The organism is Achromobacter deleyi (assembly GCF_013116765.2).
Taxonomy (GTDB): domain Bacteria; phylum Pseudomonadota; class Gammaproteobacteria; order Burkholderiales; family Burkholderiaceae_B; genus Achromobacter; species Achromobacter deleyi_A.
Window position 1 is genome coordinate 1,464,628 of sequence record NZ_CP074375.1, and the last position, 24,190, is coordinate 1,488,817.

Sequence of the window (24,190 nt, forward strand, 5' to 3'; positions counted from 1 at the left end):
GGCGGCACAAGATGAGCGCTCAGTCGCCCGCGCTGCCTGTGATGGGCAGCACGATGCCCGTGATGTAGCTTGCGCATGCCGGCGACGCCAGGAACACATAGGCGGGGGAGATTTCCTCGGGCTGGGCCGGGCGGCCCAGGTCGGTGTGCTTGCCGAAGGCCTTGATGGCCTCGGCGCTCTGGTCGGCGGGATTCAGCGGCGTCCATACCGGGCCGGGCGCCACCGCATTGACCCGGATTCCCTGCTCCACCAGATTGGCCGCCAGCGACCGCGTGAAGGCATGGATGGCGCCCTTGGTCGAGGAATAGTCCAGCAGCTTGGCGCTGCCGCGCAAGCCCGTCACGGAACCGGTATTGATGATGGATGCGCCGGCCTTCAAGTGCGCCACCGCCGCGCGCGCCATGTAGAAGTAGGCGCTGATGTTGGTGCGCAGGGTCTTGTCCCATTTCTCGTCGCTGATCCCGGCCAGCGTGTCCGTATGCTGCTGGTAGGCGGCGTTGTTGACCAGGATGTCGAGCTTGCCGAAGTGCTTGACGGCTTGCGCCACGGCTTCCTTGCAGAAGGCGGGGTCCTGCACGTCGCCCGGAATCAGCAGGCATTGCCGGCCCTCGGCCTGGACTGCGCGGCTGGTTTCCTTGGCGTCTTCGTGTTCGTTCAGATAGACGACGGCCACGTCGGCGCCTTCGCGCGCGAACAGCACGCTGACGGCGCGGCCGATGCCGGAATCCCCGCCGGTGACGATGGCGGTCATGTCTTGAAGCTTGCCGCTGCCGCGGTAGCCAGGCGCCTGGTACTGGGGCTTTTGCACCATGTCGGCTTCGTTGCCGGGTTTTTCCAGGTGCTGGCCTGGCATGGGCGGCGTGGGATGGGGACGGTCGCCCGTCTGGGCGTTCTTGGGGTCGCTCATAGGGTTCTCCTGGCAGGCGGCGCGGGTGCGCCTGGCTCCAGGATCAAGCAAATGCCGTTCCCGGCATCCGCCGCGCCAGGCGGGCACGGCATTTGCTGCGGAAAGCGCGCCGACGCCTTTGCGGCGCGTGCGATCCATCAACCCAATCGAAGAGAGACAGCCATGAACAAGGACCAAGTGAAGGGCAGGGTCAACGAAGCCGCGGGCAAGGTGAAGGAAGTGGCCGGCAAGGTGACCGGCAGCGCATCCACAGAAGTGAAGGGGACGGCGCAGAAGGTGGCCGGCAAGACTCAGGCGGCTTACGGCGACGCGAAGGAAAAGGCGCAAAAGCCGGGCTGATGCCCGGCGATTGCCGCCCCGGCGCGGCTACTGGCGTCCGACAATGACGCCCAGCAGAAAAGCCGCGCCGGCCACCAGGCCGACCGCCTGCCATGGGCGGGCATGGATGTATTCCTCGGTGCAGTCTATCGTCTCGCGCATCAGGTCACCGGCGTTGTCGGAGGCGTCGCGCAGGCTCCTGCGGGTGGCTTGCAGCTGGTCGGACAAGCGCGCCTTCAAGGCATCGAGGTCCGTTGCCGCGGTATCGCTCAACGTCGCTTCCAGTTCGTCGATCCAGCTCTCGGGGTGACGCGAGCGCCTGTAGGCGCCACGATTGTCGGGGCCGTTCTCGGGAAAGTCGGAAGGCATAGGGGTATTCGTCGTGGCCATCGAAAGCTCCTGACTATCGGGCGGAAAGAGCGCCAGCGCGAACGGCCCGGGCGGCCGCGCGGCGGGCCGGGGCGTCACGCCTCGACCATGTCCCGGCAAGCCAGCGTGCAGCCCAGGCAGGCGCCCGCGCAGATCTGGCAGTGCTCGGCTTCGTGCGTAGAGCATAGGCGCGCGCACGCGTCGCAGACCAGAGCGCACAAAGTACATAAAGCGGTGGAGAACTCACCATCGCGAGCGAGCATCGCGGCACACAAGCGGCAGACAGCGGCGCAATCGGTGCACAGGCTGATGCAGCGCTTCATGCGCGAGGCATTTTCCTCCAGGCAGGCGGCGGCGCATTGGTCGCATGCGACGGCGCATTCGTAGCAGGCTTGCACACATTGCTCGAAGTTTGGGTCTCGCATTGCATCTCCTTGTGAGTAGCCTATGCCGCCAGGCAACGCGCGCCCAAGGCGGCCGCAGGCACATCCGCTTGCAATTTGAAGGTCTTGACGGTTTTTCCGTCGGGCCCGCGGCCTTAGGATGGAGGGGATGGAACCTTGGCAGGAGATACCAATGAAATCGTCATCCGCACCCAAATCCGCCGTGTCCGGGCGTGCCGGCAAGCAATCGCCGGACAACGCTAAGATACTGCCGCCGCGCGGTCCCGTCGATGTGCCCAGGCAACCGGATAAACCCGATGCCAGCACGCCGGATGAAGCGCGGCGCGACAAGCGCGCCGTGGTCGACAGCAGGACCGAATCGAACTGGGCCGATGGCTCCGCGCCACAGCCGCGCGCGAAGAACGCGCGTTCATCAATTCTCTGATCGCGCCGCGGGCGCGGCCTGGCTCCGCAGAAACGCCAGCAGGCGCCGTTCGTCCGCGTTCAGGCCTCGCGGCCCATCGGGCGCCGCCGCCCGCGGCGGCAGCGTACCCGCCAGATAGGCGTCGAGAATGGCGGGATGCACATAGCAGGCCCGGCACACGGCTGGCGTGTTCGCCAGCCGCCGGGCCACCTGCTTGATCACATCCGCCGCGTCCTGCCTGGCTTTTCGTTCATCCTCGGGCGGACGCGATTGCAGGGCGGCGTATGCCAGCACGGAACCCGCCCAGGTCCGGTAATGCTTGGCGGTGAAGTCTCCGCCGCCCGCCGCGCGCAGGTAGGCGTTCACGCCGCCCGAATCCACCGGGTGCTTGCCTCCGTCTTCGTCGAGGTACTGGAAGAGCTGCTGGCCCGGAATGTCCAGGCAACGCCGGATGACGCGAGCGACTCGCCGGTCCGTGACGGTCACGTCGTGGGGCACGCCGCTCTTGCCCTGGAACTGGAAACGGAAGCGGCTGCCGGCCACCGTGGTGTGACGCCGCTTGAGCGTGGTCAAGCCATAGGATTTGTTGGCGCGGGCGTACTCGCGCGCGCCGATGCGGATCAGCGTGATCTCCAGCAGGCGCACCAGTACGGCGATCACCTTATCCTGCGTCAGGCCGGGCGTTTTCATGTCCCGCGCCACCTGTCGCCGGATGCGGGGCAGCGCCAGTCCGAAAGACAGCAGGTTCTGGTATTTGTCGGCGTCGCGCACCGCCGTCCATGCGGCGTGGTAGCGGTACTGCTTGCGGCCGCGTGCATCGCGGCCGGTGGCCTGCAGGTGGCCCAGCGGCGACGGACAGATCCATACGCTTTCATAGGCGGGAGGAATCGCCAGCGCATTGATGCGCTGGATTTCCGTTTCATCGGAGATCCGTTTTCCTTGCGCGTCCAGGTAATGAAAGGTGTGGCCGTTGACACGTACGCGGCGGTATCCCGATTGCGTGTCGTCCACATAGACCAGCGGGGCGTCCCCGGTCGCAGGCGCTGCGGGTTCTCTGCGCGTTCGGGTGTCCATGCGGTCTCCGTGGGCGGTACGACGCCGGCGAGGGCAGCATGCGGCGTGCCCGGCGCTTTTCTCGGCCACGGCGCGGAGGCCGGGCACGCCACTTGCTGACCTGAGGACCAGCAACAAGGTCGTCGAACTGATCGTTGCGGGCCGGCGGGTGCCGCCCAAGCGAAGGTCTATAGAGGAGAGTGCAATGCAAACCGTCCTGCAATTACACGTACCGCCCAAGCCGGATCCGATCCCGCCCGGCTCGCCGCCCGGAGACCTGCCGGTGGATCCGGATACGGATGAGCCGGACGTGGATCTTCCGCCGCTGTCGCCGCCGGTGAAGGAGATCGTCCCACCTGAACACTGATGGTGTTTGCCGCCGAACAACAATTCGAATCAAGAAAGACGAGGAGTCACCATGTCAACCATCCTGCTGATCATTCTCATCCTGCTGCTTATCGGCGCCGTGCCGGCATGGCCGCACAGCAAGGGCTGGGGCTACTATCCGAGCGGCCTGCTGGGCATAGTCGTGATCGTGCTTATCGTGCTGCTGCTGATGGGACGCCTATAGCGGTCTGACGGACGCCTGAATGCCTGGCGGCATTCGGGCGTCCTGCTGTTTGCGCAGTGGTCGGACGATGGCCGCGGCGGTGGTGCGCGCCAGCGGTCAGGCGTAAGATTTGCGGGCTTTTTTCCATAGCCACTCCTAAAAAAACCCGCAGCCCCGACATGAGCATTCCTTTACTGATCCTGATCGACAGTGTTCAGGACTATCTGGCCGTCATCCAAGACCGCGGCTTTCGCGCAATCTTTGCCCCCACCGCCGAAGCCCGGGCGCTAGCCATCCGGGACCACGCCAATGAGATCCGCGTCGTGCTCACGCGCGGCGCCACCGGCTTTCGCGCCGATGAAATGGCCGCGCTGCCCAGGCTGGAGATGGTCTGCTCGCTGGGCGTGGGGTACGAGAACATCGACCTGGCCGCAGCCGCCGCGCGCGGCATCGTGGTGACCAACGGCCCGGGCGCCAACGCCGTCTCGGTCGCGGATCACGCCATGGCATTGCTGCTGGGCGCGGCGCGGCATCTGCCTCAGGCCGACGCGTGGGTGCGGCAGGGCCATTGGAGCGGCTTCATGGGACCGCAGGTCAGCGGCAAGCGCCTGGGCATACTGGGCCTGGGCACGATAGGCATGGAGATCGCCAGGCGCGGCGCGAACGGCTTTGGCATGAGCGTCGGTTATTACAACCGGCGCGCTCGTCCCGAATCGGGCTACGCCTATTTCGATACCCCCCGCGCACTGGCCGCCGCCTCGGATTTCCTGGTGGTGGCCACGCCCGGCGGCGCCGCCACGCGCCATCTGGTGGACGCCAGCGTGCTGGATGCGCTGGGGCCTGACGGCTATCTGGTGAATATCGCCCGCGGCAGCGTGGTCGACACACAGGCCCTGATCGCCGCACTGGCTGAGCGTCGCATTGCGGGCGCCGGGCTGGACGTGGTCGATGGCGAACCGCACATACCGGACGCGCTCAAGCAGCTGGACAATGTGGTGCTGACTCCGCACAGCGCGGGCCGTTCGCCCGAAGCCGTGGCGGCCACGGTCGCGCTGTTCCTGGAAAACGCCACGGCGCATTTCTCCGGCAGGCCGGCGCTGACGCCGGTGCGGGACGCGCAGGCCCAGGCGGCCTGAGGCCGCGTGGACTCCGCCCTTCAGGCGGGCGGGGGCCATGCGCCGGGCCGGGGGCCCGGCGCCGCGGCGTCAGTGCGAGAACATGATCGGCACCGTCATGCTCTTCAGGATGGACGCGGTTGCGCCGCCCATGGCCCATTCGCGGAACTTGCTGTGGCCGTAGGCGCCCATGACGATGAGGTCGACGCTGTGGTCCGCGGCGGCGTTGAGGATGGTGCTGCCCACGCCGACGCCCTTGATGTCGCGGCGCACGTGGTCCGGCGCCGGCATGCCGTGCGCGACGCAATAGGTGACCAGGTCTTCAAAAGGAATCGCTTCGACGTTGCGGGTCGCTGCGCCTTCGTCCATGGTCAGCACGACCAGATGCGAGGCGCCGCGCAATAGCGGCGTGGCATCGGCCAGCGCGCGGGCGGCTTCGCGGCTGCCGTCCCAGCAAAGCATGACGCGGTCGCCCACGACCGGGAAGTGTCCGCTGGACGGCAGCACCATGACGGGGCGGCCGGCGGACAGCAGGGTCTGCTCGACGAACTCGTTTTCATGCGCGGCTTCGACGTCGTCGCGGTTCTGCTGGCTGACGATGATCATGTCGCTGGCACGGCCATACAGGGCGAGGCTGGCGCTGGGCGAGGATTCGCCGGCGCGGACGATGGCCGGCACATCGGCGGCGGCTGCCGCTTCCAGGAAGGCGCTCTGCACCGCGCCGCGATTCTGCGCCTGCAATTCCTTCATGACGTTGAGCGTACGGGACATCATCACCGATTCGCCGTAGTAGTACTGCGGCGGGGCGGAACTGGCGTAGATGCCGACCAGTTCGGCCTTGTGGCGCTTGGCCAGCCCCAGCGCGAGTTCGGTGCGGCGCTTGCAATCGAACCCATGGTCCAGGTGTACGGAAATGCGGCGATACATGGCGGCTCCCTTAGGTAAAAGCGATCTATGCCTATATGGTTGCGCTTTACGTAAGTCGGGCCATTGATGCGCATCAAGCCGGCCCCAGTTTCCTGGACATCGCGCAAGCCGGGCGGCTATTGCGGCGGTTGTTCCCGTTGCACCCGCTCGCGCAGCTGCTTGATGTGGCGCGCTTGTTGCGCGATGCGGTCCAGTGGCGCGGCCAGCGCCGGATCGGCCGCGCCGATGGCCGCGGGCACGCCGAGTCCGCGCGCGCCCTGGACGGGTTCGGGATCTTGCGGATTCAGCGCGTGCGCCAGGACCGATCCGTACTCGCGCAGCGCGGGCGCGGCCGGCGACCCCGCGGGCAGGGGCGCCTGGATCTCCAGCACCGTGCCCGCGGCCGTGATGCGGCGCATGGCGTTGAGCAGGTTCACCGCCGTGTCTACGTTGCGGTCGCGATGCACCGGGTTCTGCTGCAGCCGCTGCAAGGAGGCCTCGGCATTGTCCGCCGACAGGCAGGCCAGGCGGCGCAGGCCCACGATGTCCTGCCGGGCTTGGGTGCCGCCGCTTTTCTCCTGGATCAGCGCCCGCGCGTAATCGGCGTGACGCTCCAGCGCACGGGTGAGGGCGCCTGCCAGTTGCCGGGGCTCCTTTTCGGGCCAGACCAGAAAGCCCACCAGCAGGGCTAGGATGCCGCCAAGCACGCTGTTGAAGGCGCGCAGCGCGGCCAGCATGGGCTCGTAGATCTCGGGCTGCTGGATATGGCTGACCAGCACGAATTGCGACGTCAGGAAAAAGGTGAACAGCGCGTAGTGGATCGTGCGGGCGGCGAAGGTGCCCAGCGCGATGGGCAGCACCGCCAGGGCCACGGACAAGGGGGTGCTCAGCAGCAGCCCCAGCAAGGAAGCGCCGATGGCGCCCGCCACGCTGCCGATCACGCGCTCCACGGTGCGCTGCCAGGTCGTCGCGAAATACGGCTGCAGGATGAAGACGAGCGTCAACGACATCCAGTAGCCGTGATTGACGGCAAAGGTCTTGGAGAGCGCGACGGCGATGGTCGCGCCCACGCCCACGCGCAGGGCATGGCGGAACGCGTCGGACTCGAAGCGCAGGTTCTGGCGCAGGGTGCGCCAGGCCTGCCGCGCGCGGCTCGCGCCAGGGATGCTCTGCGCAGGCGCGGCGGGGGCAGAGCCCTCGTCGAACAGGGACTGCATGACCGCCTGGGCGGTATGCAGCAGGCGGTCCAGCACCGGCACCACAGTGGCCAGGTCCGGCGCATAGGCCATGGCGCCGCCGCGCAGGTCATGCAGCCCGGCGCTGTAGTGCGCCAGCCGCTCGCGCAGGCATTGCGCCTGCTTCGGGTCGCTGACGTCGGAGGTGCTGGCGATGGCGTTGCATACGCTGGCGTAGCGGTGCATTGCGTGTGAAAGGTGCGCGCCGGCGCTGCGGCCCAGCCAGCGGGGCGCGTTCGATTCCAGCAGGTCGGCGGCGGCCACCAGCGCGATGAAACTGTCTTCGGCGCTGTCCAGCAGGTACAGCAGCTGATGGGCGCGTGCCCGTCGCGACGGGCGCGCGTCCTGCACTTCCCGGATCCGTCCGCGGGCCGCTTCCAGCGCGGCGCGCTGGGCGCTGCGCTGGGGCCGGGTGACGGCGCTCCAGGCCTGTGGCCCGCCGGCAGGCGTCAGGCCGGAATACATGCGCGCCAGCGCATCGGCGAAGTCCGCCAGGCCGCGATAGCAGTGCGCGACGGCATGGGTGGCGTCCTTCCAGGGACGGCGGCGCCAGACCAGCGCCGTCATGAGGATCGCCCACACCGCGCCCGCCAGGAAGAACAGCGTGTAGGACAGGCTTTCCGCCAGGGTGGGGGCCGGCAGTTCGGCGGCCACGACAAAGCCGGCCGACAGCAAGGTGCCGACAATGGCGGCGGCGGGGCCCAGCACCCGCAGCAGGCCGCCGAAGGTGCAGCAGACGAAGGTCAGCGGCAGGAGCAGCCACAGGTGGGCGGCGCTGGCGCTGGCCAGAAAGCAGAACAGGGCGCCGATCAGGCCCAGCGCGAGCATGGAACCCGCGCGCTGGCGCAAGGGGCCGCCCGGGTCGCCGAAGCAGGCCCAGAATGCGGCTATGGCGGTCCACCCCAGGCGGGGTTCGTGCGCCAGCACGGCCAGGATCACGGGAGCCGCGCTGATGGCGGCGGCTTGCAGGGCGTCCAGCCACAGCACATTGCGCAGGGATGCGCGCCAACGGGAAAGCAGATTCGTCACGCGGGAAGGGGGAACAGTGGCGCCCGGATGGGCGAAAGACGCAAACCCTACCATGTCGACAAGGCGATTTTCCGGGCAGGCGGACCAGCATCCACGGGGTGCGCGGCACATGAATCCGCGCACCTGAATACGGTTGGTTACATATGTGTGACTTTACTGCGCCATGGGCGCAGAATGCGTGCATCAAACCCGATCAATTGCATTAAAAGAGCAGTGGCTTCGAACACTCATGTCCACAGTGCCTCTTCTGCGCCCGGACAGCGCAGGCCGTACCCGGAGGCGCCCCAGGAGCATAGACATGACGCCGAACACAGAGGAGCCCGGTCCCGTGGTGAGCGATGCGGAGATCGCGGCCATGATCATGGGAAAAGATGGCTTGCGCGTGATGCTGCAGCCGCAGGTGGACCTTCTAACGGGCAGGATCGTCTCCGCCGAAGCCCTGGCGCGATGGCAGCATCCTCGCCTGGGGCTGGTCATGCCGGCGGAGTTCATTCCGGCCGTCAACCGTCTCGGACTGGACAAGACCCTTTTTGAACGCGTCTGCGTGCGGGTCATCGACGCGCTCCTGACCTTGCGCCGGGCCGGCGTCGCCGTGCCCCTGGCGATCAATGCGCCGGCCACCACGCTTTCCGACGACCGCTCGGTGCAATTCCTGCTGGATCGCATCCACGACGCGGAGTTGCCGGCATCGCTGGTGCGCGTGGAACTGACCGAAGACCAACCGATCCGTGATCTGGATGTGTTGCGGGCGTCGCTGTTGCGGCTGGAAGAGGCCGGCTGCGAGGTCAGCCTGGATGATTTTGGCACCGGCCATGCTTCCCTGAAGCTGCTGTCCGCGATTCCCCTGTCCGAAGTAAAGATCGACCAGTATTTCGTGACGCGCATGCGGCGCAGCGCGGTGGCCTTCGAAGTCCTGCGCACCGCGGCCGAACTGGCGACGCGCCTGGGCTGGCGCGTGGTGGCGGAAGGGGTCGAGAACGTGGCGGACATACCGGCCTTGCGCGCGGCGGGCTGCCGCTATGGGCAGGGCTTCTCGCTGGGCCGCCCCATGCCGCTGGATGAACTGATGGTCCGCCTTCGCACGCAGCGCGACGGCGGGGAGCCCTTGGCGGCGCCCGCCAGCTACGCTTCATCGTGGCTCGACGCCTTTGATGGCGGCACGCAAGAGGCGGAGGCCGGGCATTCCCGCCGGCATGCGGCGACGCTGTAGCGCGGCCGGGCGCGAAGCGCAGTTTTTACCGACCGCGCGGGATTTGCCGCTACCGGGTCCGACCCCCTGAAACCGTCGGGCTGGCGCGCGAACACGTCTTCCTGGGCACGCCAGTTGCTCTGTATGGTCAGCGGAATCTTTCCGCCTACTAGGAGACTTGTAATGGCCAATCAGAACCAACCCGACCAGCAAAAGCAGCCTCAAAAGCAACAGGCCCAGGAAAACCCCAAGGACCGTAACCAGTCGCCGGGCCAGCAACCCGGTCAATCTGGCCAGCAAATGGAGAAGGACCGCAATCAGCCGGGCCAGACTCCTGGCCAGGAAAACAAGACGCAGCGCTAAAGGCGCTGCCTGCGCCGGTTGCGTGGCCAGTCCGCGCGCCGTTGCGTAGTCCTCGATGGCCCTGTCCGCGCTCCCTCCGTGGCGCGGACGGGGCCGTTTTCGTGCGGAGCCGCCGCGCCTATCCCGACAGGCAGAGCGCGGCGGGAGCGTCGCGCAACACCTCGGCCAGCGGCAGGACGCCGTCGGCGGCGGTGCGCAGGCGCCGGCCCGTCAATGCGTCATGCAGGGACGGGCGAGGACCGTCGCCGGGCAGTCGCAGAACGGTGTCCGCCCAGAACGCTCGCGCGCCCGCCGAGTCGTCGCTGGCATAGCCGGCCAGTGGCAGCGCGCACAGCCGCGAGGCGATGATCAGCGCATGCTGGCCTTCGTGGCGGCGCAGGACGGCTAGCGCGTGCGCCGCTTGCGGCCCTTCGGCATGGACGCGGACGCAATCGCCCTCGACGAAAGGTCCCGGCAGACGCTGGCGTGCCGTCAGCAGCCGGTGGATCAAGGCCTGCTTCACCTGGCCCTTGCGCCAGGCCGCCGCCGACAGGTTCATGTCCAGGTCCCCGGACGACTCCCCGAGCAGGGATGCGCGCAACCCGTAGTCGACCGGCCGCCGGTTGTCCGGATCGACCAGGCTGAAGTCCCATAGCTCGGTGCCCTGATACAGATCGGGCACGCCCGGCAGGGTGTTGCGCAGCAGCGTCTGGCTGTAGCTGTTGACCATGCCGGCTGGGGCCAGGCGCCGGGCGAACGCGGCGATGCCAGCCAGCAACTGGCGGCCTTGGGCGTCGTCAATCAGATAGGCCAGCGTCTCTTGAGCGGCGGTTTCATAGGCAGGGGCGGGATCCGTCCAGCTGGTATGCAGCTTCGCCTCGCGCAAGGCCTTCAACTGCCATTGCCCGATGCGTCCGATCCATTCCCGCAGGGCGTCCGGCTCACGCTCGACCTGGTCCACGTCCCACTCGGGCGGCCAGGCGCCGACCAGGGTCTGGATCAGCATGTAGCGATCCGCGCGGGTCGGACCTGGCGGCAGCGCGTCGATCCAGCCGCTGGCGGCCTGCAGCCAGCGCTCCGGCATTTCGGTCAGCGCGGCAAGCCGCGCCCGGATGTCCTCGCCGCGTTTGTGATCGTGCGTGGCCGTGGCCAGCATGGCGCGCGGATGCGTGCGCGCCCGGCTTGCGCACAAGGCGTGGAAGTCGTCTGCCGACAAGGAGAAGCCGTCGGGCGACGCGCCGACCTCATTGCGCGACAGCAGCGGGCCATAGCGGTAGAACAGCGTGTCTTCCAGCGCCTTGGCGGCCAGCGGCGGCGTCAACTGCTGGAACCGGCGCAGCGCCGCCTGGACGTCGACGCTGGAAGACGCGCCATCGAGCCATAGGTCGATCTGGGCAAGCAGCATCGCATCCGCGGAACCCTCGCGCGCGTCCAGCGAGGCCGCGGCGCCGGCGGTGGCGATGGCGCGCCAATGCACGTCGGCGGCGTTGCTGCCCTGGTCTTCGGCATAGGTGCGATAGACGGGAAACGCGGCCAGCCAGGCCGTCAGGACCCGGTCTATCGCGTTTGCGCTCCAGTCGCGCGTGCGTTCGTCCTGTACGGCAAGGTGTTCAAGGCTGCGCACCAGCGCCTGCCGTTCCGCCGGGAAATGCCGGTCCAGCATCCGCATGCGCGCGGCGCGCAGCTGTTCCCGGGGCGGGCGCGGGTCGTCGGTCAGCGCTTCCCAGAATGTCCGCAGCGTCGTTTCCGCTTGGGGCGCATGCAGCAAGGCGCCGGCCTGGTCCATGAAGTCGTAGCCGGTAGTGCCGTCGGTCTGCCAGCGCGGATCCAGCGCTTCGTCCTGGGCCAGGATCTTCTCGACCACCAGATAGGGGCGCGCCTGCTGCAAGGGCGCTAGGCGGTTGGCGCCGGCGTCGGCAAGGCTGCGCGACAGGCTCCGCAGATAGGCCCCCGGGGACGCCAGCCCGTCGATGTGATCCACTCGCAGTCCGTCCAGGACGCCTTGCGCGTACAGGCGCAGGACCAGTGCATGGACGGCGTCGAACACCGCCTCCTCCTCGACACGGACTCCCACCAGCTCGCTGATCTCGAAGAATCGCCGCCAGTTGATCTGGTCGGGCGCCGTGCGCCACCACGCCAGGCGGTAGTGCTGGCGTTCCAGGAGTTCATGCAGGCGCCGCCGCCCGGCGGGCTGCGCGGGGTCATGCTCGCGCAGCCAGGCCTGCGGTTCGGCGCCGCGCGGCAGCGACGCGGCGGCAACCGGGTATCGCTGGCCAGATACGTCCAGTTCGGCCACGCTGCCGTCGGCGTCCCAGTGCAGTCTGACGACGCCGCGTTCCAGCGACACTCCGTAAGGTTCGGGCAGCACCGGCAACAGCACTTTGCCCCGCAGCGCCGGCGTGGGCGATTCCCAGTCGATGTCGAAGTATCGTGACCAGGCGCTGGCCGGGCCGTGGGCCAGCACGTCGCGCCACCATGCATTGGACGGGTGCGCCGCCATGTGGTTGGGCACGATGTCGGCGATCAGTCCGAGCCCGCGCGCGCGTCCTGCGTGCGCCAGCCTGAGCAGGGCGGGTTCGCCACCCAGTTCCGGATTGACGACGGCGTGGTCGATCACGTCATAGCCATGCGTGGAGCCGGCCCGCGCGCGGGTGATGGGCGACAGGTACAGATGGCTCACGCCCAGGTTCGCGTAGTAGTCCACCTGGGCGCATGCGTCGTCCAGGGTGAAGCCCGCGTGCAGCTGCAGCCGGGCGGTGGCGCGCGGCGCGCTCACGGCCGCCTCCTTCCGGTGCGCGCCGCATCCAGGCGTTCTTGGGCGGCGGGGTCGGCAAAGGTGGCGCGTATGCTCAGCGGCAGGCGCTGGCGCCAGTTCGGATGCGTATCGATGGTGCCGGGCAGGTTGGGCTGGTCCAGCACGCCCGCCACGTCCTCCATGGGCACGAGCAGCAAAGGGCAAAGGCAGGACGACACGAAACGCAGCAGCGCCGGCAGCGGCGCTTCCTTGCTTGGCGTCTCAGAGGCGTCATCCAGCGCCTGGGTGAGCAGGCCGCGGTCGATGGCGCGGCCTTGCCGCAGCGAGTTCTCGTCTTCGTCGACGCCCAGCAGGTTCAGCCTCACCCGCCAGTCGATATCGCGCTCCGCCCACCAGCCGCGCAAGGTGGGCAGGTCGTGCGTGGTCGTCATGGCGACGGCCTCGGCCGGCCATTCGGCGGGGTTGGTGAAGCCGGCCGGCGCATCCGGCCCGGGCCGGGCGTCCGGCGCCTGCCGCATGAACCAGAGCACGTTCATGCCCAGCAACCCGTTGTCTTTCAGGCGCTGGTCGAAGCCCTCGGGCACGGTGCCCAGGTTTTCGCCGATGGCGCAGGCCCGGTGCCGCCAGGCCTCCAGCGCTGTCAGCGCCAGCAGGGTCTCCAGCGGATAGCGCAGGTAGGCGCCTTCGCCGGGCGACGCGCCGTCGGGCACCAGCCACAGCCGCGCCATGCCCAGGATGTGGTCGATGCGCAAACCGCCAGTGTGCGCGAGGCTGGCGCGCAGCATATCGATGAAGGCCGCATAGCCGTTGGCGTGCAGCGCGCGCGGGGAAAAGGCGGTGAGCCCCCAGTTCTGGCCCAAGGGGTTATAGATGTCCGGCGGCGCGCCAATCGATATGCGCGGCATCAGGTCGGCCTGCCGGCTCCAGGCGTGGCTGCCGTCGGGGCTGTCGCCCACGGCCAGGTCGGCAAGCAGCCCCACCCGCATGCCGGCCGCGCGTCCGGCCGCATGCGCCGCCGCCAGGTTTTCCGAGGCCAGCCACTGCGCGAACTGATGGAAGTCGACCTCCAGGGGATGGTCTTGCGCATAGCGCCTGACCTCGGCCGACGCCGGATCGCGCAGCCCGGCAGGCCATTGCGCCCAGGGCTGCACCGCGCCGTCCTGCTTGCGCCGCGCCGCATGCAGCGACTCGAACAGGGCGTGGTCGCGCAGCGCCTGGCCGCGTGCCGCGCAGAATCGCGCATAGCGCTGGCGCAGCGCGGCCGGTGCGCCGCTGGCGAACTGCTGATGCAGGGCGCGCAGCAGATGCAGCCGTTGCGCGGCGGCGCCCGGCCAGTCGATCAGATCCAGGCCGTCCAGCGCGCCCAGTTCGGCGGGCGCGACACCGGCCAGCGCACGCGCCAGCGCCTCCTGCCCCAGGACCGCGGCCGGGGCGGCATACAGGACATTGAGGAACAGGCGGCTGGAGGGCGAGTAGGGGCTGCAGCGCTCGGGCTGCGCGGAGAACATGGCGTGGACGGGACTGATGGCCAGCACATCCGCGCCTTGCTCCGCGGCCGCGACCGCGAGTTCGCGCAGCGCGCCGAAGTCCCCGAAGCCGTGTGTGCGCGGCAGCGCGGCGCAGGCGTCCTGCCTCAGGCTATAGACCTGCGCGCTGACTCCCCAGCAGCGCGGGTCGGCGGCGCCGGTCAGATCGGCCAGGCCGGGCGCCTGCCGGGGCGCGACGGCCAGGGTGGCGTCGCCCGACTCCAACGACAAGCGGTGGTAGCCGGGTTCATCCGGCGCGATCAGAAATGGCTGGCCGCCGGCGTCGCTGCGGATGTCGCCATCGATGACGCGCCCGGATTCGCAGACGATCCGGTAAGGTCCGTGCGCGGCGCCGGGCAATTGCGCGGGCTCATTGCAGCGGGTCACGAGCAGGGGCGGCAGCGCATCGGCCGCTTGCGCCGCAAGCCGCTGGCGGCTGTCGCGGATGTCCTGCCTGCTCTCGGCCGGCAAGGCCAGCGCTGCCAGCAGCGCCTTCAAGGTGTCGGGCGACAGGCGCCGCGGACGCTGGCGGGCGTCCGTCCAGTGCTCCGCGATGCCCGCCTCGGCGGCCAGGGCGGACAGATCGCTGTCTTGGGTATCGGCCGGCGTCATGAGGCTTCCTCAAGCAGCCAGACCGTGCAGTCCGGGCATAGCTCGCCTCGGGCCAGCGCGTCCCGTCCGCCCGCCAGCGATTCGAAGAGCAAGGTGGCATACACGTCCGGCCCGGGCATCAGCGGTTCGGGCACGGCTTGATGCGAGGAGCCAAGGTTTGTGTAGACGCTGAGCCGCGCGCCGTCGGCAAGCTCCCAGCGGGCGAACACGCCGCGCTCGCCGATGACGGAGGCGCCCAGGCTGGCCGCGCCCGCGAGCCGGGGCGAGATCAGCCGCGCCCGCAGCTGCAGCAAGGCGGCGTAGTCCCGCAGCCATGTTCCGGCGTCCTCGGCGCCCGCCCAGGGATTGCTGGTGTGATAGCTTGCAGGGTCGTTGGGATCGGCCAGCCGGGCCGCCGGGGTATCGCCCGCGAATTCGGGAAAGGCCGAGAACTCCCGCTGTCTGCCTTCCCGCACGGCTTGCGCAAGCGCGGGGTCCGTGTGGCTGGTGAAGTACAGAAAAGGCGCGCGGGCGCCGCATTCCTCGCCCATGAAGATCAAGGGAATCTGCGGCGCCAGCAATTGCAGCGCCACCGCCGCGCGCAGCCGCTGCGGATTGTCCACCAGGTTGATCAGCCGCTCGCCGCGAGCGCGGTTGCCGGTCTGGTCGTGGTTTTGCAGGAACAGCACGAAGGCGGTGGGCGGCAAGGCCGCGCTGGGTTCGCCGCGCGGCTGTCCGCCGCGGTAGCGCGAAGGCTGGCCCTGGTACAGCCAGCCTTCCGCCAGGCAGCGCGCCAGCGCCTGGGCGGGTTCGTCGCAATAGTCCGCGTAATAACCCCGGGTCTCGCCCGTGAGCAGGTGGTGCAGCACATGGTGCGCATCGTCATTCCATTGCGCATCGAAATCGCCCTGCAGCAGGGTGGCGCGGTTGTCGTCGTTTTCGACCACCAGGTGTATGTTGCGCTCGGGCGGGACGCCTTGCCGCACATACTGCGCCAGTTCATGCAGCCATTCGTGCCCGGCGATCGCGTGCACGGCGTCCAGGCGCAGCCCGTCGAAGCGGTACTCGGTCAGCCAGTAGAGCGCGTTCTCCTTGAAGAATGCGCTGACGGCGGGCGCGCGGAAGTCGATCGCGTCGCCCCACGGGGTATGGATATCGGCCCTGAAGAATGGCGCGGCATAGCGGGGCAGATAATTGCCGTCGGGTCCGAAATGGTTGTAGACCACGTCCAGCATCACGCCCATGCCCAGTCCATGCGCGCCGTCGATCAGGCGCTTGAGTTCCTCGGGCGTGCCGTAGGCCGTGTCCGGCGCATAGGGCAGCACGCCGTCATAGCCCCAGTTGCGCCCGCCGGGAAAGTCGGCGATGGGCATGAGCTCCAGCATGGTGATGCCCATCGCCGCCAGGTCCGGCAGGCGGGCAAGCAGCCCCGCATAGCCGCCCGCCAGGCCCGCATGCACTTCGTACAGCACGGTTTCTTCCCACGGCCGGCCGGTCCATTGCGGATGACGCCAGTCGTAGGCGCCGGGCGCGACGACGAGGCTGTCGTCGTGTACGTCTCCCGCCTGCAGGCGCGAGGCCGGGTCGGGGATGGTGGTGTCCGCGTCAAGCCGGTAGTGGTAGCGGGCGCCGGGCGGGCAATCCACGTCGGCTTGCGCGTAGCCGTCGGCATCCGGGCGCAGGGCGATGGGAGGATGGCCTTCCACCTCCAGCGCCAGGCCTTCCGGCGCGTCGGGCGCCCAAAGCCGGAATCGCGTCACGCCGCTATCCAGCGGTATCGCGCCAAACGAAAAGGCCGGCGTCATGGCGAGGCTCCTTTTAGTGTGAACAGGCCCTAGTCTCCGGGCGCCTGGACCGCCGCCAGCAGCACCAGGCTGTGCGGCTCGACCATCACCGCGGCGTCGGCCAGCGGCGCGGACGGCGCCTGCGTGGCGGAGTCCAGCTCGCGGATCCAGGCGGTGGCGGGTTCGGGCAGTGCGAAGGACACCGGCTCGTGGGTGGGATTCATCAGCAGCAGGGTCACATCGGTGCCGCCGTCCTCGCGGCGCGCGGCGCGCCGCAAGCCCATGACGCGTTCCTGCTCGGACTCCCAGGCGGGCGCATCCAGCTGCGCGCCGGCCGCGTCGAACCACGAGATGGCGGCGACTCCCGGAACCAGCTCCTGGCCTGCATCGCCATAGCGGGCCCCGCGCAAGCTCGGATGGGCCCGGCGCAGCGCGATCAGCCGCGCCAGGTAGCGGCTCAGTTCGCGGCCCGTGTCGCTTTGCGCCTGCGTCCAGTCCAGCCACGACACCGGATTGTCCTGGCAATAGGCATTGTTGTTGCCATCCTGGCTGTTGCCGAACTCGTCGCCGGCCAGGACCATCGGCGTGCCATCCGAAAGCAGCACGCTTGCCAGCAGCGCGCGCTGGACCCGCCCTCGGGCCTCCAGGATGGCCGCGTCCTCGGTCGGGCCTTCCGCGCCCCAGTTATGGCTGTAGTTCTCGGAGTGGCCGTCGTTGCCGTCTTCGCCATTCGCCTCGTTGTGGCTGCCGTCGTAGCTGACGATGTCCGCCAGCGTGAAGCCGTCGTGCGAGGCGACATAGTTGACGCTGGCCCAGGGACGGCGATGGCGGCGGTCGAAGATATCGCGCGAGCCGCAGAGGCGGGCCGCCATGTCGCCCCGCATGCCTTCGTCGCCGCGCCAGAACCGGCGTGTGGTGTCGCGGAACTTGTCGTTCCATTCGGCAAACCCGGGCGGATGGTTGCCGAGCTGGTAGCCGTCGGGACCGATGTCCCAGGGTTCCGAGATCAGCTTCAGCCTGGCAAGCACCGGATCCTGCAGGATCACGTCGAAGAATCCCGCGCCCGGGTCGTAGCCGTTGCCCTCCCGTCCCAGCGTCACGCCCAGGTCGAAACGGAACCCGTCCACGCCGTACGAAGTAGCCCAGTAGCGCAACGAGTCCGTGACCATCTGCAGCACGCGGGGGTGCGACATGTTCACCGTGTTGCCGCAGCCGGTGTCGTTGATGTAGCGGCGCTCCTCGCCAGGCACGAGGCGGTAGTAGCTGGCGTTGTCCAGCCCGCGCCAGGAGAGCGTAGGCCCCATTTCGTTGCCTTCGCAGGTGTGGTTGTAGACCACGTCCAGGATGACTTCGATGCCGGCGGCGTGCAGGCGGCGCACCGCCTGGCGCAGTTCGTTGGGATCGTGCAGCAGGTAGGAAGGCTCGGGCGCGAAGTAGGACAGCGTGCTGTAGCCCCAGTAGTTGCGCAGCCCGCGTTCGGTCAGGAAATGGTCTTGCAGGAAGGCGTACACGGGCAGCAGTTCCACGGCGGTCACGCCCAGCCGCTGCAGGTGCTCGATGAAGCGCGGATCGGCCAGCGCCGCGCAGGTGCCGCGCAGGGGCGGGCGCAGGTCCTCGCGCTGCATGGAGACGCCACGCAGGTGAACCTCGTAGATCGTGGTGTCGTTCCAGGGCGTGGCCGGCGCCTTGCTGTTGCCCCAGTTGAACGGGGTTTCATCCGCGACGATGGCCTTGGGCATGGCCGGCGCGCTGTCCCGCCGGTCGAAGCTGAGATCCTCGCGCGAGTGATTCATGCGGTAGCCGAAGAGCGCATTGCTCCAGTGCACGGGACCGGTCAGCTGGCGGGCGTAGGGGTCCAGCAACAGCTTGTGCGGATTGAAGCGGTGCCCGTTCTGCGGGTCGTATGGGCCATGGGCGCGGTAGCCGTAGACCAGGCCGGGCTGGGCGTCCGGCAGGTAGCCGTGCCAGACCTCGTCGGTGCATTCCGGCAGATCGAAGCGGCGCAGTTCCTTGCGGCCTTTCGTGTCGAACAGGCACAGTTCCATGCGGGTGGCGTTCGCGGAGAAGACCGCGAAGTTCACGCCCAGCCCATCGCTGGTTGCGCCTAGCGGCAAGGGCTGGCCGCTGCTCATGCGGGTCAATTGGGACGGATCCATGGGTTCAGCCTTCATGCAGCAGATAGAGGGTGGACAGGGGCGGCAGCGTCAGGGAGAGGGCTTGTGGCTGCCCGTGGGCGGCCATGTCGCCGGTGCTGGCGCCGCCCTGGTTGCCCTGGCCCGAACCGCCGTAGTGCGAGGCGTCGGTGTTCAGCGTTTCGATCCAGCGGCCTGAGCGCGGCACGCCTACGCGGTAGTCGTGGCGGGTCACGGGAGTGAAGTTCGATACGGCCAGCAGATGCCCCTGGCCATCGGTCCGGACGAACGCGACCACGCTGTTGTCGCGGTCGTCCAGAATCGTCCAGGCAAAGCCGGCGGGGTCCGCGTCCAGCGCGTGCAGGGCAGGCAGCCGGCAATAAAGCCGGTTCAGGTCGGCGACCAGGCGCTGCATGCCCTGATGGCCAGGATGGTCCAGCAGGTTCCAGTCCAGCGTGGCGTCGTGGTTCCATTCCGCGGGCTGCGCCAGTTCCGCGCCCATGAACAGCAGCTTCTTGCCGGGATGCGCCCACATGAAGCCCAGATAGGCCCGCAGGTTGGCCAGCCTGGCGGCGGCATCGCCCGGCATCTTGCCCAGCAGCGAGCCCTTCCCATGGACGACCTCGTCGTGCGAGAGCGGCAGGATGAAGCGCTCGCTGTACGCATACACCATGCCGAAGGTGATGTCGTGATGATGGTGGCGGCGGTGGATGGGATCCTGTTCCAGGTAGCGCAGCGTGTCGTGCATCCAGCCCATGTTCCATTTGTAGTGAAAGCCCAGGCCGCCTTCCGGCACGCCGGCGGTCACGCCCGGCCAGGCGGTCGACTCCTCGGCCACCATGATGGCGTCCGGGACCTCGGCGCGTACGGTGCCGTTGAGTTCCTGCAGGAACTGCACGGCCTCCAGGTTTTCCCGCCCGCCGTAGCGGTTCGGTATCCATTCGCCGGGCTGGCGGCTGTAATCGCGATACAACATCGACGCCACGGCGTCCACGCGCAGGCCGTCGATATGAAAGCGTCGCAGCCAGTGCACCGCGCTGGCGATCATGAAGGCTTTGACCTCGTTGCGGCCCAGGTTGTAGACCATGGTGTGCCAGTCGGGGTGATAGCCCTCGCGCGGGTCGTCGTACTCATAGAGGGACGTGCCGTCGTAGCGGGCCATGCCATGCGGGTCATCCGGGAAGTGCGCGGGCACCCAGTCCAGGATGACGCCGATGCCGGCCTCGTGGCAGCGGTCGACGAAGCGCGCAAAGGCGGCCGGCGGTCCGTACCGGGCGGTCGGCGCGAACAGGCCCAGGGGCTGGTAGCCCCAGGATCCGCCGAAGGGGTGCTCCATGATGGGCATCAGCTCCAGATGCGTGAACCCCATGGAGCGCGCGTAGGCCGGCAGCTTGTCAGCCAGTTGGTCCCAGAGGCAGGAGTCCGCGTCGCGCGCCACCCAGGAGCCGGCATGCACTTCGTAGATCGACAGCGGCGCGGTCGGGGATTGGCGCGCGCCACGTTCCTGCATCCAGGCGTCGTCGGTCCACGCGTAGGGCGCCGGATCGTCCACGATGGACGCGGTGGCGGGCGCATCCTCGCAGCGCCGCGCCATGGGGTCGGCCTTCAGGAACTGGTAGCCGGCGTTGTCGGTGATGGCGAACTTGTAGCGCTCGCCCGGGTGCACGCCGGGAATGAAGATCTCCCAGACGCCCGCGGCGTGCCGCAAGCGCATACCGTGCCGGCGGCCGTCCCAGCCATTGAAGTCGCCCACCACGGCAACCCGGCGCGCGTTGGGCGCCCAGACCGCGCAACGCAATCCGGCAATGCCGTCCACTTCCATCAGGACCGCGCCCAGGGCTTGCCCGGCGTCGCGCCAGGAACCCTGAGCCAGCCGGCGCAGCGTCGCGTCGTCCAGCAGGGTCCCGAAGGCGTAGGGGTCCGCGGTGATCTGTTCCGCGCCGGGCCACTGGATCGCCAGCCGGTACGAGGCGCCGTCGCCCGGTTCCGCGCCCGGCGCCCGGCCGACGTAGAGTCCCTGCGCCTGCTCGCGCAGCGGCATGCGCGCGCCGTCCGAATCCAGCACATCGACGGCCGTGGCGCCGGGAACATAGACCCGCAGCCAGCCGTGATGCGGGCCCAGGATCGAGAACGGATCGTCATGCAGGCCGCAGGCCAGGGCGGTCAGCTCCGTCGCGTCGAGGTGGCCGTGGTCCACGGCGGCGAGCGCTTCATTCATGGCGTTTTGCCCTCGGCGTCGATGGCCGCTGATAGAAGAAGGTTTCGCGCCAGTTCGACCAACGCGCATAGGGGAATCGAGATCCAGTCGGGACGGTGGGCCGCCTCGTAGCTGACTTCATAGGCGGCTTTCTCAAGCTGCGCCAGCGACAGCAGCGTGTTCTCCTGGTCGGGCGTCGGGGTCAGTTCCGCGCCGCGGGCGCTGCGATAGCCTTGCAGAAAGGCGTCCGACGCCTGCTGCCGAAAGCGCGTCAGCAGCGCGTCGCGCTGTTCGGCGGGCGCGACGGACGCGGCCGGGGTGTCGTCCGCCCCGGCGTTGGCGTCCATGTGCGCGCCGCCGATCAGGTCGGAGCGCGCAATCGACGCTGCCGCGTAGTCGAAAGACCGCAGCATGCCGGCCACGTCCTTGTAGGGCGAGGCCAGCGCCCGGCGCGCCTGCAGGCTGCTGATGGGTTCGCCCTCGAAGTCGATCAGGTAGGCATCGGTCTGCGCCACCAATACCTGTCCCAGGTGGAAGTCGCCATGCACGCGCAGGCAGGCCGAGCCGGTCTCGGCCTGCGCCATCGCGTCCACGCGCGCGGACAGGCGCCCGTGATGGTCAAAGAACCATTGCGCGCATGCGCGCGAGGGCGCCTCGAGCTGTTCGAACCGGGCGCGCAAGTCCTTTTCGGCGCGGTCCAGCAGCGCCCGGACATGCTCCGCCCGGGCCTCGGAATCCGCCTGCGTGGCCGCCCGCGGCTGAAAGTCCGGATCGTCCGTGGGCGCCGCCAGCAGTGCGTGCATCTGCGCCAGGCGTTCGCCGATGGTGGCGGCCATGACGGCATAGCCTTGCAGGCTTTGTTCGAATTCCTCCGCGGTGTTTCCCACCAGCAGGGCGTTGGCCAATGTGCGCTTCAGGTAGTCCAGCGTCCAGGTCCAGGCGTCGCCTTCGTTGATCACATAGCGGTGGGCGATCGCCAGCGTGTGGACCACGCCTTCCGCATCCACCCGCTGCACTTCGCCCAGCAGGGCGGGAATGTTGCCGTAGCCGGCTCGCGTCAGGTAGCGTGTCATTTCCGCTTCGGGCGAGGCGCCGGGCTGCACGCTGCGGATCAGCTTCAATATCAGCTGGCCGCCGACGATGACCGAGCTGTTCGACTGCTCGGCCGTCAGCCAGTGCATCTCGGCGTCGCCGGCCAGGTCTACGTCCTGCAAGCCCGCTTCAGGAAGAAAGCGGATGACGCCCGGCTTGTCGCCGGGCTTGCCGCCGCTGCGGCCGTCCAGTTCCGCGCCGGCCTGCATGGCCTTCAGGGTGCTCCTGACGAAGCCCGGCTGCAGGAAGGCGTCGGCCAGGATGCCGACCTCGGCGCCGCGCCGCACGCGGGCGATGGCGTACTGGATGGCGGCGGTCTCGTCCCAGACCAGCACGAACGGCGCTTGCGCGCGCATGCCGCTCACGCCGTCCTGGGGTTCGATCTCGGCCCAGTAGTATTCGCCGTCAGAGGACGAGAAGGGCGTGGCATAGGCCAGCCGCGCCTGCGACGGCGGCTCCGTGCCCGGATACCAGCGCTGGCGGGCCAGGTATTGGGGCAGGATCTCGTGCTCCAGCGTGGCGCGCGAGGCATCCGTCAGGGCGGCCCCGCCGCGCGAGCGCAGCACCAGCGTGATCAGCTCCGGCATCTGCGCCGGCGCGGTGGCGTGCCATCCGGGCGGCGCGGCATCCTGGCTCAGGTCCATCCAATAGAACGCATAGGGCGGCAGCGTCAGCAGGTAGGGCAGTTCGCCGATGGCCGGAAACGGCGTGCCGCCCAGCATCTCCACCGGTACGCGGCCGGCGTACTCCTGCATGTGCAGCTCGACCGGCTGCGCGGCATTCGACAGGTTGGCCACGCACAGGATCGTGGTGTCCTGCCACTGGCGCAGATAGGCCAGGATCTTGCGGTTGCCGGTAAAGATGAAGCGCAGCGCGCCGCGGCCGAAGGCGTGGCTCTGGCGGCGTTGCGCCAGCAGCCGGCGGGTCCAGTTCAGCAGCGAATGCGGATCGCGCTGCTGCGCCTCGACGTTGACCGCCTCGTAGCCGTACAGCGGCCCCATCAGCACCGGCAACGGCAGCCGTTCCGGGTCCGCCCGCGAGAAACCGCCATTGCGGTCGGGCGACCACTGCATCGGCGTGCGCACGCCGTCCCGGTCGCCCAGGTGCACGTTGTCGCCCATGCCCAGCTCATCGCCGTAGTACAGCACCGGCGTGCCGGGCATGGACAGCAGCAGGCTGTTCATCAGTTCGACGCGGCGCCGGTCGCGCTCCAGCAACGGCGCCAGCCGGCGCCGGATGCCCAGGTTGATGCGGGCGCGCGGCTCGGACGCATAGACATTCCAGAGGTAGTCGCGCTCGCGGCTGGTCACCATCTCCAGCGTGAGCTCGTCGTGGTTGCGCAGGAAGATCGCCCACTGGCACGTGGCGGGAATATCGGGGGTCTGCCGGATGATGTCGGTGATGGGGAACCGGTCTTCCTGGGCGATCGCCATGTACATGCGCGGCATCAGCGGAAAATGAAAGGACATATGGCATTCGTCGCCCGCGCCGAAATACTCCTGGGCGTCTTCGGGCCATTGGTTGGCCTCGGCCAGCAGCAGGCGGCCGGGGTATTCGGCCTCGATCACGGCGCGGATCTGCTTGAGCACCTGATGTGTCTCGGGCAGGTTCTCGTTGTTGGTGCCTTCGCGCTCCACCAGATAGGGCACGGCGTCCAGCCGCAGGCCGTCCACGCCCATGTCCAGCCAGTAGCGCATCACGGACAGCACTTCCTTCAGGACCTGCGGATTGTCATAGTTCAGGTCGGGCTGATGCGAATAGAAGCGGTGCCAGAAATAGGCGTTTGCCACCGGATCCCAGGTCCAGTTCGATTTCTCGGTATCGCAGAAGATGATGCGCGTGCCGGCATAGGCCTTGTCATTGTCCGACCACACGTAGAAATTCCGGGCGGCCGACCCCGGCCTGGCGGCTCGCGCGCGCTGGAACCAGGGGTGCTGGTCGGAGGTATGGTTCACCACCAGTTCCGTGATGACGCGCAGTCCGCGGGCATGCGCCGAGCGGATCAGCTTGCGCACATCGGCGATGGTGCCGTAGTCGGGGTGCACGCCGCGGTAGTCCGCGATGTCGTAGCCGTCATCCCGGCGCGGCGAGGGGTAGAAGGGCAGCAGCCAGATAGTGTTGACCCCCAGGCTGGCGATGTAGTCCAGCTTGGAGATGAGCCCGGGAAGGTCGCCCACGCCATCGCCGTTCGAGTCGAAGAAGGACTTGACGTGCAATTGATAGATGACGGCGTCCTTGTACCAGAGCTCATCGTCCTGAATGGTTTGGGTTTCACTGATCATGGCAAGGGGCG

Annotated in this window: 19 protein-coding genes; 7 read left to right on the forward strand and 12 right to left on the reverse strand. The window is 68.5% G+C overall.

The window, feature by feature from the left end; translation table 11 throughout:
* Positions 1–19 precede the first annotated feature (19 nt).
* Complete coding sequence (locus HLG70_RS06680; RefSeq protein WP_171662533.1) at positions 20–907, reverse strand: SDR family oxidoreductase; 888 nt, start codon at positions 905–907, stop codon at positions 20–22.
* Between the two features lie 162 nt (positions 908–1,069).
* Between HLG70_RS06680 and HLG70_RS06685 the strand changes: the two genes are divergently transcribed.
* Positions 1,070–1,246, forward strand: a complete 177-nt coding sequence (locus HLG70_RS06685; RefSeq protein WP_171662659.1) for a CsbD family protein — start codon at positions 1,070–1,072, stop codon at positions 1,244–1,246.
* Positions 1,247–1,273: 27 nt separating this feature from the next.
* Here HLG70_RS06685 and HLG70_RS06690 read toward each other — a convergent pair whose 3' ends face one another.
* Both HLG70_RS06690 and HLG70_RS06695 read right to left on the reverse strand, forming a co-directional pair.
* The gene (locus HLG70_RS06690; protein WP_171662532.1) at positions 1,274–1,615 is read right to left on the reverse strand and encodes a DUF883 family protein; all 342 of its coding nucleotides are present in this window, start codon (positions 1,613–1,615) and stop codon (positions 1,274–1,276) included.
* Between the two features lie 74 nt (positions 1,616–1,689).
* Positions 1,690–2,019, reverse strand: coding sequence for a four-helix bundle copper-binding protein (locus HLG70_RS06695; protein WP_171662530.1), 330 nt, complete (start codon positions 2,017–2,019; stop codon positions 1,690–1,692).
* A 151-nt stretch (positions 2,020–2,170) separates the two neighbouring features.
* On the opposite strand from HLG70_RS06695, the gene HLG70_RS06700 reads away from it, so the two are divergent.
* Complete coding sequence (locus tag HLG70_RS06700; RefSeq protein WP_171662528.1) at positions 2,171–2,422, forward strand: hypothetical protein; 252 nt, start codon at positions 2,171–2,173, stop codon at positions 2,420–2,422.
* Here HLG70_RS06700 and HLG70_RS06705 read toward each other — a convergent pair.
* Positions 2,411–3,475 (reverse strand): DNA topoisomerase IB, encoded by a 1,065-nt coding sequence (locus HLG70_RS06705; RefSeq protein WP_171662526.1) that lies wholly within the window; start codon positions 3,473–3,475, stop codon positions 2,411–2,413. The two genes, HLG70_RS06700 and HLG70_RS06705, sit on opposite strands and share 12 nt — an antisense overlap.
* Before the next feature lie 184 nt (positions 3,476–3,659).
* On the opposite strand from HLG70_RS06705, the gene HLG70_RS06710 reads away from it, so the two are divergent.
* The 3 genes from HLG70_RS06710 (at position 3,660) to HLG70_RS06720 (ending at position 5,140) form a co-directional block, all read left to right on the forward strand.
* The gene (locus HLG70_RS06710; protein ID WP_171662524.1) at positions 3,660–3,821 is read left to right on the forward strand and encodes a hypothetical protein; all 162 of its coding nucleotides are present in this window, start codon (positions 3,660–3,662) and stop codon (positions 3,819–3,821) included.
* Positions 3,822–3,872: 51 nt separating this feature from the next.
* Positions 3,873–4,025, forward strand: coding sequence for a DUF3309 family protein (locus tag HLG70_RS06715; RefSeq protein ID WP_008165865.1), 153 nt, complete (start codon positions 3,873–3,875; stop codon positions 4,023–4,025).
* Between the two features lie 158 nt (positions 4,026–4,183).
* Positions 4,184–5,140: a 2-hydroxyacid dehydrogenase gene (locus HLG70_RS06720; protein ID WP_171662521.1), complete on the forward strand. Its 957-nt coding sequence runs from the start codon at positions 4,184–4,186 to the stop codon at positions 5,138–5,140.
* 69 nt (positions 5,141–5,209) lie between these two features.
* Here HLG70_RS06720 and HLG70_RS06725 read toward each other — a convergent pair whose 3' ends face one another.
* Complete coding sequence (locus HLG70_RS06725; protein ID WP_171662519.1) at positions 5,210–6,046, reverse strand: universal stress protein; 837 nt, start codon at positions 6,044–6,046, stop codon at positions 5,210–5,212.
* Positions 6,047–6,162: 116 nt separating this feature from the next.
* Entirely contained in the window at positions 6,163–8,289 is a 2,127-nt protein-coding gene (locus tag HLG70_RS06730; RefSeq protein ID WP_171662517.1) for an FUSC family protein, read from the reverse strand.
* 298 nt (positions 8,290–8,587) lie between these two features.
* Between HLG70_RS06730 and HLG70_RS06735 the strand changes: the two genes are divergently transcribed.
* Positions 8,588–9,499, forward strand: coding sequence for an EAL domain-containing protein (locus HLG70_RS06735; protein ID WP_171662515.1), 912 nt, complete (start codon positions 8,588–8,590; stop codon positions 9,497–9,499).
* 162 nt (positions 9,500–9,661) lie between these two features.
* Positions 9,662–9,841, forward strand: a complete 180-nt coding sequence (locus tag HLG70_RS06740; protein ID WP_171662514.1) for a hypothetical protein — start codon at positions 9,662–9,664, stop codon at positions 9,839–9,841.
* A gap of 118 nt (positions 9,842–9,959) precedes the next feature.
* On the opposite strand, the gene treY is transcribed toward HLG70_RS06740, so the two are convergent.
* Genes treY through treS form a run of 6 tightly spaced genes read right to left on the reverse strand, consistent with a single transcriptional unit; the run spans position 9,960 to position 24,179 of the window.
* Positions 9,960–12,596, reverse strand: a complete 2,637-nt coding sequence (gene treY, locus HLG70_RS06745; RefSeq protein WP_171662512.1) for a malto-oligosyltrehalose synthase — start codon at positions 12,594–12,596, stop codon at positions 9,960–9,962.
* Positions 12,593–14,713, reverse strand: coding sequence for a 4-alpha-glucanotransferase (gene malQ, locus HLG70_RS06750; RefSeq protein ID WP_171662510.1), 2,121 nt, complete (start codon positions 14,711–14,713; stop codon positions 12,593–12,595). Before malQ ends, treY begins: the two co-directional genes overlap by 4 nt.
* A complete protein-coding gene (treZ, locus tag HLG70_RS06755; RefSeq protein ID WP_171662508.1) occupies positions 14,710–16,497 on the reverse strand; it encodes a malto-oligosyltrehalose trehalohydrolase in 1,788 nt (595 codons plus the stop codon). Before treZ ends, malQ begins: the two co-directional genes overlap by 4 nt.
* A 29-nt stretch (positions 16,498–16,526) precedes the next feature.
* Positions 16,527–18,632, reverse strand: coding sequence for a glycogen debranching protein GlgX (glgX, locus tag HLG70_RS06760; RefSeq protein ID WP_171662507.1), 2,106 nt, complete (start codon positions 18,630–18,632; stop codon positions 16,527–16,529).
* 4 nt (positions 18,633–18,636) lie between these two features.
* Positions 18,637–20,826 carry a 1,4-alpha-glucan branching protein GlgB gene (glgB, locus tag HLG70_RS06765; RefSeq protein ID WP_171662505.1) on the reverse strand — a complete coding sequence of 730 codons (2,190 nt, stop codon included), beginning with the start codon at positions 20,824–20,826 and terminating at the stop codon, positions 18,637–18,639.
* Positions 20,823–24,179 carry a maltose alpha-D-glucosyltransferase gene (treS, locus tag HLG70_RS06770; RefSeq protein WP_171662503.1) on the reverse strand — a complete coding sequence of 1,119 codons (3,357 nt, stop codon included), beginning with the start codon at positions 24,177–24,179 and terminating at the stop codon, positions 20,823–20,825. Before treS ends, glgB begins: the two co-directional genes overlap by 4 nt.
* Positions 24,180–24,190 lie beyond the last annotated feature (11 nt).

Excerpts from the sequence above, each read along its gene's own strand:
- HLG70_RS06680 (WP_171662533.1), bottom strand. The coding sequence starts at position 907 with ATGAGCGACCCCAAGAACGCCCAGACGGGCGACCGTCCCCATCCCACG.
- HLG70_RS06685 (WP_171662659.1), top strand. The coding sequence starts at position 1,070 with ATGAACAAGGACCAAGTGAAGGGCAGGGTCAACGAAGCCGCGGGCAAG.
- HLG70_RS06690 (WP_171662532.1), bottom strand. The coding sequence starts at position 1,615 with ATGGCCACGACGAATACCCCTATGCCTTCCGACTTTCCCGAGAACGGC.
- HLG70_RS06695 (WP_171662530.1), bottom strand. The coding sequence starts at position 2,019 with ATGCGAGACCCAAACTTCGAGCAATGTGTGCAAGCCTGCTACGAATGC.
- HLG70_RS06700 (WP_171662528.1), top strand. The coding sequence starts at position 2,171 with ATGAAATCGTCATCCGCACCCAAATCCGCCGTGTCCGGGCGTGCCGGC.
- HLG70_RS06705 (WP_171662526.1), bottom strand. The coding sequence starts at position 3,475 with ATGGACACCCGAACGCGCAGAGAACCCGCAGCGCCTGCGACCGGGGAC.
- HLG70_RS06710 (WP_171662524.1), top strand. The coding sequence starts at position 3,660 with ATGCAAACCGTCCTGCAATTACACGTACCGCCCAAGCCGGATCCGATC.
- HLG70_RS06715 (WP_008165865.1), top strand. The coding sequence starts at position 3,873 with ATGTCAACCATCCTGCTGATCATTCTCATCCTGCTGCTTATCGGCGCC.
- HLG70_RS06720 (WP_171662521.1), top strand. The coding sequence starts at position 4,184 with ATGAGCATTCCTTTACTGATCCTGATCGACAGTGTTCAGGACTATCTG.
- HLG70_RS06725 (WP_171662519.1), bottom strand. The coding sequence starts at position 6,046 with ATGTATCGCCGCATTTCCGTACACCTGGACCATGGGTTCGATTGCAAG.
- HLG70_RS06735 (WP_171662515.1), top strand. The coding sequence starts at position 8,588 with ATGACGCCGAACACAGAGGAGCCCGGTCCCGTGGTGAGCGATGCGGAG.
- HLG70_RS06740 (WP_171662514.1), top strand. The coding sequence starts at position 9,662 with ATGGCCAATCAGAACCAACCCGACCAGCAAAAGCAGCCTCAAAAGCAA.
- malQ (WP_171662510.1), bottom strand. The coding sequence starts at position 14,713 with ATGACGCCGGCCGATACCCAAGACAGCGATCTGTCCGCCCTGGCCGCC.
- treZ (WP_171662508.1), bottom strand. The coding sequence starts at position 16,497 with ATGACGCCGGCCTTTTCGTTTGGCGCGATACCGCTGGATAGCGGCGTG.
- glgX (WP_171662507.1), bottom strand. The coding sequence starts at position 18,632 with ATGGATCCGTCCCAATTGACCCGCATGAGCAGCGGCCAGCCCTTGCCG.
- glgB (WP_171662505.1), bottom strand. The coding sequence starts at position 20,826 with ATGAATGAAGCGCTCGCCGCCGTGGACCACGGCCACCTCGACGCGACG.
- treS (WP_171662503.1), bottom strand. The coding sequence starts at position 24,179 with ATGATCAGTGAAACCCAAACCATTCAGGACGATGAGCTCTGGTACAAG.